Source organism: Streptomyces sp. SID11385 (assembly GCF_010548245.1).
Taxonomy (GTDB): domain Bacteria; phylum Actinomycetota; class Actinomycetes; order Streptomycetales; family Streptomycetaceae; genus Streptomyces.
Genome location: NZ_JAAGLR010000494.1, coordinates 18,356 through 27,277 on the forward strand (window position 1 = coordinate 18,356; position 8,922 = coordinate 27,277).

Sequence of the window (8,922 nt, forward strand, 5' to 3'; positions counted from 1 at the left end):
CGGGGACAAACAGGGTTGTGAACAGGATTTTTCCGCCGTTCCGGAGCGCCGCGTTTCAGACGGTCGACCGCTTTCAGGCGTTTTCCCCTTCATTCGGTACGGAGCGTTGACTGGGAATCAAATACAACTCCAGACTGTGCGGCACCGTTTCCTCATTCAAAGGAGGTTCCGCATGCCCGAAAGAAGAGCCGGCACCGCTTTCTTGATCGTCTGTGCGGCAGTCGTCGCCCTCACGGTCGCCCTGTTGCCGGCGACCGCCTCCCGCGCGGTCGCCGCTCCCAGCATGTCCTGGACCGTCACCGGCCCCGCCGGTGCCACGGCGGTCGCCGCGGAGGTCGGCCTGGACGGTGACAGCGGGCAGCTGCGTTTCGCCGTGTCCCGTCAGGGAGCCGCCGTGCTGAGCCCCTCCCCCCTCGGCATCGTGACCGGCTCCGCCGACCTGACCAAGGGCCTGACGTTCACCGGGCGGCAGGACAGGACGGTCACCGAGGCGTACACGATGACGACCGGCAAGAAGCGCTCCCAGCGCACCGACTACACCGAGACGACCCTGTCCTTCACCGGGACAGGCGGGGCCCGTCTCGACGTGGTGGTGCGGGTGTCGGGCACCGGTGCCGCCTACCGGTACGTCCTGCCCGGCTCCGGCAACGTGACCGTCCAGCGCGAGGCGTCGTCCTGGACCGTCCCGTCCGCTGCCAACGCCTGGCTGGTGCCCGCCCACCGCGAGGACCAGGGGCAGTGGGTGCGTACCACCGCCGGCGGAGCGGCGGCCGGGGACTACGCCGTACCCGCGCTCTTCCAGGTGGGATCGAACTACGCCCTGCTGGCCGAGACCGCACTCGACGGCCGCTACGCGGGCAGCCGGCTGGCGCACACCGCCGGGTCGGCCACGTACACGACGAGCCTGACCAGCCCGCCCGTCACCGCGACACTGCCCCTGTCCACCCCGTGGCGCACCGCGGCCGTCGGCGACCTGGCGACCGTCACCACGTCCACGATCGTCGACGACCTGGCCCCGCCGTCAAAGGTGAGCGACACCTCCTGGATCGAGCCGGGCGCCTCCGCGTGGTCGTGGCTGACCGAGCACTCCAGCCCTTCGGACCCCGCGAGGCAGCGCGCGTACATCGACTTCGCCCAGCACCACGGCTGGGACTACGTACTGGTCGACGAGGGCTGGCAGTCGAGCTGGATGCCGGATCTCGTGGAGTACGCCCGTGCGCGCGGCGTCAAGATCATCGCCTGGTTCAACTCCTCCGCCCTCCAGACGGCGGAGCAGCGCGACAACTGGCTGCCCCTCGTGAAGAGCTGGGGCGTGGCGGGGGTCAAGATCGACTTCAGCTACGAGTACACGCAGCCCACGCTGAAGTGGTACGACGCCGTCCTCGCCCGGACCGCGCAGCTCAAGCTGCTCGTCAACTTCCACGGTGCCGCCACCGAACGCGGGATGCAGCGCACCTGGCCGCACGTCATGACCGGGGAGGCGGTCTACGGCGCGGAGCAGCAGAACAACCGGGCCGCCCGCAACACGATGCTGCCCTTCACCCGCAACGTCGTCTCCAGCATGGACTTCACCCCGGTCGTCTTCAGCATGAGCAACCGGGACACCACCGACGCCCACGAACTCGCGACTGCTGTGGTGTTCGAGTCGGGGTGGCAGCACTACGCGGACAACCCCGAGAGCTACCAGTCGCGTCCGGACGCGTTGCGCATCCTGGATCAGCTCCCGACGGCCTGGGACGAGACGAGGCTCCTCGGCGGCGCACCCGGTCAGGAGGCCTACGTGGCGCGTCGTGCGGGCGACCGGTGGTTCGTCGGCGGCATCTCGGCGGTCGCCGCCAAGACGTACCAGTCGCCGCTGAGCTTCCTCGGCGGCGGCCAGTGGCTGCTGGAGACCGTGCGGGACGGTCCCGGACCGCTCGTCCGGGAGACGAAGGTCGTCTCGGCCGCCGACACCTTGTCCGTACCCCTGCAACGCAATGGCGGTTTCGCCTCGGCCCTGTGCCCCTACACCGCGGGGATGACGACGTGCGGCTCCGCCGCTCTCGACGGCGTGCTCAAGAGCCAGGAATCGGGCCAGTGCGTCGACGTGCCCAACGACTCGCGGACCGACGGCACCGACGTCCAACTCTTCGACTGCCACGGCAAGCCGAACCAGCTCTGGACCCAGACCCCGGCCCGGCAGCTCACCGTGTTCGACGGCAAGTGCCTGGACGTCGACGGAGGAGCGAGCGCCGACGGGACCGCGGTGCAGATCTGGAGCTGCAACAACACCGGGGCCCAGCAGTGGACCGTCCGGTCCGACGGGTCCGTCCTCAACCCCGGCTCCGGCAAGTGCCTTGCCTCCGCCGGTACAGCGCTGGTGATCCGCGGCTGCGACGGGGCGGCCGCTCAGAAGTGGGCACGGGACGCCGTCGCCGCTCCCCTGAAGGGAACGGGCTCCGGGCGCTGCCTGGACGTGCCCGGCGGCCGGACGGACAACGGCACCCGGCCCGCCCTGTGGGACTGCAACGGCGGCGCCAACCAGACCTGGACGTCGACCGCCTCGAACCAGCTCCGGGTCTTCCCGACCGAGTGCCTCGACGTCAGCGGCGGGGCGACCGCCGACGGGAGCGCCGTCATCATCACGGACTGCACGAACGCGGCGAGTCAGCGGTGGCGCGTCAGGTCCGACGGCTCGGTCGTCGGCGTGGCGTCGGGCAAGTGCCTGGACGCCTACGACGCCGGCACGGCGAACGGCACCCAGATGATCATCTGGCCCTGCAACGGAGCCGCCAACCAGAAGTGGAGCCGCGGCTGATCCCGGTCGGCGTCGAGCGGCAGGGACCCGTGGGAGGCCGCGCCCGGCGGGCCGCCCACGGGTCCCTCACCCCTGTTCGCTACGGTCGCGTGGCCGGGGTGACCGCCTGCATGATCACCGCTCCGATGGCTTCCACCGCCCGGGTGTCGTCGCGCGGTGTCTGCGCGTCCCACCGGTTCCACGTCAGGCCGAGGTCGGTACGCCGGACGTTCCATGCCGCGTCCGCGTTGCGCTTCATGAAGTCGTAGTACTGACTCCACAGGTTGTTCTCGCGGACGAACTCGCCCATTCCGCGGGCGAATTCGGACTGCCAGGTCCCCTCGCGCTGTCCGTTGGTCATGATCCCGTTCGTGGTGCGGTCCCGGATGACCCAGTCGACGGTCCGCTTGGCGTCATCGAACAAGCTCCCCCCGCCCTGGTTCCGGTAGATCGCCTGAGCGGCGCTGACGAAGGCTCCGGCGGAGTACACGGTCTGTCCGCTGGAGAGGGTTCCGTCGGCCTGCATGTTCTCGTGGACGCCGCCGGTGGAGCGGTCGAGGAGCTTCGCCCACGTCCAGTCGTAGATCGCGCGCGCCTTGTCCAGGTACCAGCGGTCACCGTTCGACTCGTAGATCAGGCAGCCCAGGATGACCGCGGGGCTGTTGCTCAGCGCGCTCTTCTCGTGCTTCTCGACGCTCCACCACACGCCGCCGCCGAGGGCGTCGTCCCAGCCCCGGTCGTACACCCGGTCGAAGGCGTATCTCGCCTGGTTCAGGTAGGTCTGGTTGCCGGTGATCTTGTAGCCGCGCGCGAAGGCGAGTCCCGCCCAGAGCAGGTCGTCGTTGTAGTCGTTCCAGTCCCAGTCGTACAGCCCGCCACCGCCCTGGTTCTGCTGGAGGAACGTGTCGAGGAGGCGGCCGACCAGGTCGCGCGTCTGCGTGCTCGGGGCGCTGTCGTATACGTCCTGGACCGCCTGGATGTCCAAGGCCTGGCGCCAGAAGTAGTCCTTGGTCGTCTTGTCGAGGGACTCCTTGTAGTACCGCTGGTCCCCGTCCGAGATCAGGAAGGCGTTGTTGAACGCGGCGAAGGCCGCGGCTGCGTTGTCGGTGCCCAACGTCCCGGCGCCGGATGCGGCGAAACCGGGTGCGGACGCGCCGCCGACCGCGGCGATCCCGAGCGCCGCGGTCGCCGTGAGGAATGTTCGGCGTGTGGCCATATCAATCTCCTGGCTGAATTGTGGGGGGATACGGAAAGCGGGGCGGTGCCGTACGTGAGGGAGGTCCACGGCCCATTGCTTGGGAAAACGGGCCGCCATTGCCGTCCGGAGCGATTCAGCTCAGTGTCCAGATCTGGTTCGTTTTTCCGGTCGCTGTCCATTGCTGAAGCGCCGTGCCGGGTGTTTCGGACTCCTTGGTCACATCCACCACCAGTCCGCTGCCGAGATTAACGAGTGTATAAGCGGTGTTGCCGGATGAGGAGTAGTCGGCGGCGGCTTGTAGGACCCATTGCTGATTGGGGCCGCCGTCGCAGGTCCAAACGTCGAGCCGGGTGCCCGTGGCCGGTGAATTCCCGGTTACGTCCAGGCATTTGCCGCTTTCGACGCCGGTCAGGGTGTAAACGTTCCCCTGGAGGCGCCGGAGCGCCCATCGCTGGTTGGCGCCTCCGTTGGCCGGCCACTGGACGACGCCGCTTCCGTTGCCGGTGTCGCCGCCGCTGACGTCCATCAGCTGCCCGCTCGCGGCGCTGGTGAGACGGCGGGTCCCCGACGGCGGGTTGGAGGTGCCCGTCCAGGTGCCGGCTGCCACGTCCAGCGTCCACGCGTTCTGCCAGCCGAGTGCCGCCGTCGTCCCGCTGAGGGTCAGCGGCAGCCAGACCAGGGGGGAGGCACCGAGGTCGTCGGTGTCCCAGCGGTCGCCCGCGTAGATGTAGGTGGTGGCCGAAGTGCCCTGCATCGGGATGATGTTGGCGGTCTGCGTGTCGTACGTGTTGGTGCCGGGGGGCGCGAAGTGACGGAACGGGGTCCAGGGGCCGGCGAGGGAGGTGGCGGTCGCGTAGACGTTGTCGTTGGTCCTCCAGCCCGTCAGATGGGAGGCGAGGAGGTAGTAGCGCCCGCCGGATTTGACCACCGCGGGTGACTCGTAGTCGGGGAAGACCGCGACGGTGCTCTCGACGGTGAGGTAGTCGCCGGCAAGCCGCTCGACGCGCAGACCGCTGGCGGGGTCCCTGCGCAGCAGGTAACCGGAGCCGTCCGTGTCCTGGTACACGCCGATGTCCTTGCTCTGGCGGCCCAGGGGCTGGGAGCTGCCCCGGTAGTGGTACGCGCCGCAGGGGGTGTCGCTGGTGGCGACTCCGGCCCGGGCCTCCCCGTAGGAGGGGCTGTCGATGTGCAGGTACATCACATACGTCTTCGTGGACGCGTTGTAGAGCACCTTGGGCCGCTCGACGATGCGTTGCGGCCCGAGATCCCCGCTGGACTGCCGTGTCAGGGCGGCCCCTTGGTAGGTCCAGTGGGCGAGGTCCGTGGACCGGTAGCAGTCGATGGACCGGAAGCTCGTGTCGGCCGAACTCTCACCGGTCTTGTTCTCACCGAAGGCGTACCAGGCGGAGCCGGCCTTGACGATGCCGAGTCCGTGCATCTGGAGGGTGCGGCCCGAGGAGTCGGTCCAGGACGCGCCCGGGGTGAAGGTGCTGGTGGTGACCGCGTGCGCCGGGGACGGCAGCGCCACCAGTGCGAGCGCGGCGGCCGTGAGGAACGCGAGGAGCAGGGAGGACTTGCGCCGTAGGGAGGTAAGGACGCGGGCGGGCACGCGGGCCTCGTTTCGCTGGGGGTGATGGCCGGGTGGTGGCGACCGGTCGTGCCGGTCGCCACCCGGAGTTCTCGTCTCGGCGGGGCGTGGGCTACCGCACGATCAGGCAGTCGATGTTCGCGCCCTGGGCCGTGGTGAGGATCGCGCGGACGGTGATGCCCTCCCCCTTCGGGAGGTCCGCGGTGACCGACGCCGCCGCCCAGGTGTCCCAGCCGCCCGTGGGCGCCAGGTCGAGAGTGCCGGCTTTGGTGCCGTTGACGTCGATGGTCACGGGACGGTCCCTGTCGCCGCCGTTGGCGTAGCGCACGAGGAGTTGCTTCTTCCCGGCGGTCGCCGCGGAGACCGTCCAGGCCACGGCGGACTGGTCGGCGGAGGAACCGACGAAGTCGGCGTAGCCGGTCCCGGTGTACCCCGGGTGGCTCGTGTCGAGCGCGAACGTGCTGTCGAGCCGCGCGTCCTCGGCCTGGTGGACGGTGCCGCCCGTGACCGCGGGGAACGCGGCCCCGCTCGGCTCGACGACCGCCGCGTTCCCGCCGCCCGTGGACGTGGGAATCTCCGTGGTGACCACGCTCAGCACCTTCGCCTTGGCGTCCCACGCGGAGCCGCCCGCGATCCCGCTGATGAGGGCGGCGGCCTCGCTGGTGAAGGCGGGAAGCGTGGAGCCGCCGTCGATCCGCATTCCCACCGGGCCCGGCAGGCCGTGGTACCGGACGACGTAGCGGCGCTTGTCCGGAGCGCCCTCGTACGAGCCCTTCGGGTGCGCGATCACCACACGGCGGGAGGCGTCGGTGTACGTGAGGCGGGTGGTGACGGTCCTCTGCCCGGTCCGGTACGCCTCCGTGACCCCGTCGTCCTCGACGACCTCGAAGACGCCGTCCGCGCCCGCGTAGACGTCCATCTCCAGTTGCCGTTTGGTGAGGTAGGCCGTGCTCTGCGCGTAGGGGTATCCGGGCAGGACGGCCCCGGCCTTGACGAAGAGCGGCACTTCCCCGGTGGTGGTCGTGTAGGGGAAGTCCTCGGTGTCCGAGCCCGTGTGGCGCCCGTCCCACCAGAAGTTGTACCAGTCGGTCCCGGCCGGCAGCCAGATCCGCTGGACCTCGCCGCCGTCGGAGGTGACCGGAGCGACCAGCAGGGAGGGTCCCCACAGGTACTGGAGGTCGTGGCTGTACGCCTGAGAGCGTTCCTGGTAGTCGAGCACCATGGCCCGGGCCATCGGCATTCCCGTGGCGTGGGCCTGATGGGCGAGCGTGTAGATGTACGGCATCAGGCGGTAGCGCAGCCTGCCGTACTTCGCGAAGTCGGCCTGCGCCTGGGCGCTTTGGTCGAGCGGCCAGCGCGAGGCCCGTTTGCCGCGGTCCTTGGTCGAGGCGGTGCCGTGCGGGCGCCAGATGGGAGCGAAGCTGGACCAGCCGGCGGGCCAGTTGCGGTAGAAGGCGTCGGAGATCAGGTTGCCGTCGCCGAAGCCGCCGCCGTCGATGTTGGCGAACGGGAACCCGCCGAGACCCGCCACCTGCATGCCCCGGATCTGGTCGCGCATCTCGTCGTACGTGGAGTCGATGTCGCCCGTCCAGTAGTGCCCGTACCGCTGCTGGCCCGCGGTGGCGCCGCGGCTCCAGGTCCAGGGGCGCTTCGCCGGGCCGATGTGCCCGCTCCCGGAGGGGTCCCAGCCTTCCTGGCCGATCCCCTTGTGCGCGTTCAGGAAGTAGGCGTTGCGTTCCTCCGCCCACGTACGGCCGTTGGCCGTCGTCGCCGTGTACGGGATCGCTCCGAGGTCGTCGACCTCGTCGATCCAGAGGGCGTCGCCCGGGTACGCGAGGGCCGGGTCGAGTGCCTTGTCCCAGAAGACCTTCCACACCCAGGCCCGCGTGCCGGGGTTGCTCCAGTCGGGAACGGCGTCGTTCTCCTTGACGTTCTTCAGGTCGGCCGCGGCGAAGCTGTAGCCCGGGGGCGGACCGCCCTTCCAGCCGGCCATCTCATTGGTGTTGTTGCGGTTGTAGTCCAGGGTGACGGTGACGCCGTTCGCGTCCGCCCACTTCTTGTACCCGGCGGGGTCGGGCCACCGGTCGGGGCTGAACTCGAACCACGAGCCGGACCACGATCCCGAACCCGCGCGCCAGCGGTTGTCGTTGACCTGGTGGTCGAAGGGGAAGCCCGCGGCGCGGTGCCGGGTGATCTTCTCGCGCCACCAGTTCTGGTCGCTCACGTCGGCGAAGTTCTTGTCGGACATGTGGAGCCCGAAGATGGACCGCTGCGGCAGTCGGGGGCGGCCGGTGAGCTGGGTGTAGCGGTCGAGGAGCTGGGGGAATCCGGGGCCGTTGATGAGGAAGTAGTCCACTTGGGGACGCGCTCCCCCGGCGTCGTGTCCGTCCGCGGAGAAGGTGTACCCGCCCGGGCCGCCGAACCCGAAGGTCGTGTCGAAGGTGGTGTTGAAGAAGATCCCGTACCCCCGGCTGGACAGGTAGAACGGGATGATGGCCGGTGCCTGGTTGGCGGGGTTCGCCACCGCGCCGGAGTAGTTGTGGGAGACCGTGTCCCCGGTGCGGTCGAGTCGCGGCGTACGGCCGAGCACTCCGTGTCCGGCTTTCAGGAAGCGTTCACCGGCCTGCGGGGGGACGAATGACTCCTTGGCGACGCTCGCCTCCCAGCTGATGCCGCGGGTGGCGTCCTCCTTCGCCAGGAGGGCGCCTGTGGAGCGAGCGTAGAACTCCAGCCGGAGCGGCTTCTTGCGCAGGACGATGCGCGGGCCGTCCGGGGCGGCGGTGCGGATGTCGAGGGTGTCCTGGGTGCTGGTGACGCTGAGGGTGCCGCCCAGGCCGGTGTGGCTCGTGGACTGCACCATCTCGTAGCGGGTGTCGGCGAAGAAGTCCTCCCCGGCGCGGACCGCCCGCACGCGCACCATCTGATCGCCGTACGCGGTGAGGCGCAGGCGCTGACCGCTCGCGCTCGTGACGGTGACGGTCCGGCCGCCCTCGGTGGTGTGCCCGGCGTAGTCGCCGAGTTGTTCCCGTGCGGCGGCCGGCCCACCGGCGGCGCGGGCGGGCGTCGTGGCGGAGGTGACGGCGCCCGCGGCCAGTGCGCCGGCCGCCGTGGAGAGCAGCGTCCTGCGCTTGATCTCTTCGTGCTTCATCGGGTCTCCCCTGCGTGTGTCGAGCGGCTCCGTGCCCCATGCGTGTGTCCCGTGCGCCGCGCCGCCCCGGCGTGGTGGAGGAGGGGCGGCCCCGTACGGTGTTCCGGCTTCGCACGCGGGCGGCTCCGTGCCTCGTGGCCGGGATCAGCCCGCCGCCGACGCGCTCGGGCCGAGGTCCAGGTGGTGGTGGCGTACGCGCGCGGGGCCGCCGG

Annotated in this window: 4 protein-coding genes; 1 reads left to right on the forward strand and 3 read right to left on the reverse strand. The window is 70.1% G+C overall.

Features of this window, described 5'->3' with window-relative positions; genetic code table 11:
- The first annotated feature begins 172 nt into the window (after positions 1–172).
- Complete coding sequence (locus tag G3I42_RS15220) at positions 173–2,797, forward strand: glycoside hydrolase family 97 protein (RefSeq protein WP_164286288.1); 2,625 nt, start codon at positions 173–175, stop codon at positions 2,795–2,797.
- Positions 2,798–2,876: 79 nt separating this feature from the next.
- Here the strand turns inward: G3I42_RS15220 and G3I42_RS15225 are convergent, their stop codons facing one another.
- From G3I42_RS15225 to G3I42_RS15235, 3 genes are all read right to left on the reverse strand, one after another.
- Positions 2,877–3,992, reverse strand: a complete 1,116-nt coding sequence (locus G3I42_RS15225; protein WP_164286290.1) for a glycoside hydrolase family 76 protein — start codon at positions 3,990–3,992, stop codon at positions 2,877–2,879.
- 115 nt (positions 3,993–4,107) lie between these two features.
- Positions 4,108–5,583 (reverse strand): RICIN domain-containing protein, encoded by a 1,476-nt coding sequence (locus G3I42_RS15230; RefSeq protein WP_343244549.1) that lies wholly within the window; start codon positions 5,581–5,583, stop codon positions 4,108–4,110.
- 91 nt (positions 5,584–5,674) lie between these two features.
- Entirely contained in the window at positions 5,675–8,710 is a 3,036-nt protein-coding gene (locus tag G3I42_RS15235) for a TIM-barrel domain-containing protein (protein WP_164286292.1), read from the reverse strand.
- Positions 8,711–8,922 lie beyond the last annotated feature (212 nt).

What these genes read in the sequence shown, in the direction of transcription:
- G3I42_RS15225 (WP_164286290.1), bottom strand. Translation starts at nt 3,992, where the DNA reads ATGGCCACACGCCGAACATTCCTCACGGCGACCGCGGCGCTCGGGATC.
- G3I42_RS15235 (WP_164286292.1), bottom strand. Translation starts at nt 8,710, where the DNA reads ATGAAGCACGAAGAGATCAAGCGCAGGACGCTGCTCTCCACGGCGGCC.
- G3I42_RS15220 (WP_164286288.1), top strand. Translation starts at nt 173, where the DNA reads ATGCCCGAAAGAAGAGCCGGCACCGCTTTCTTGATCGTCTGTGCGGCA.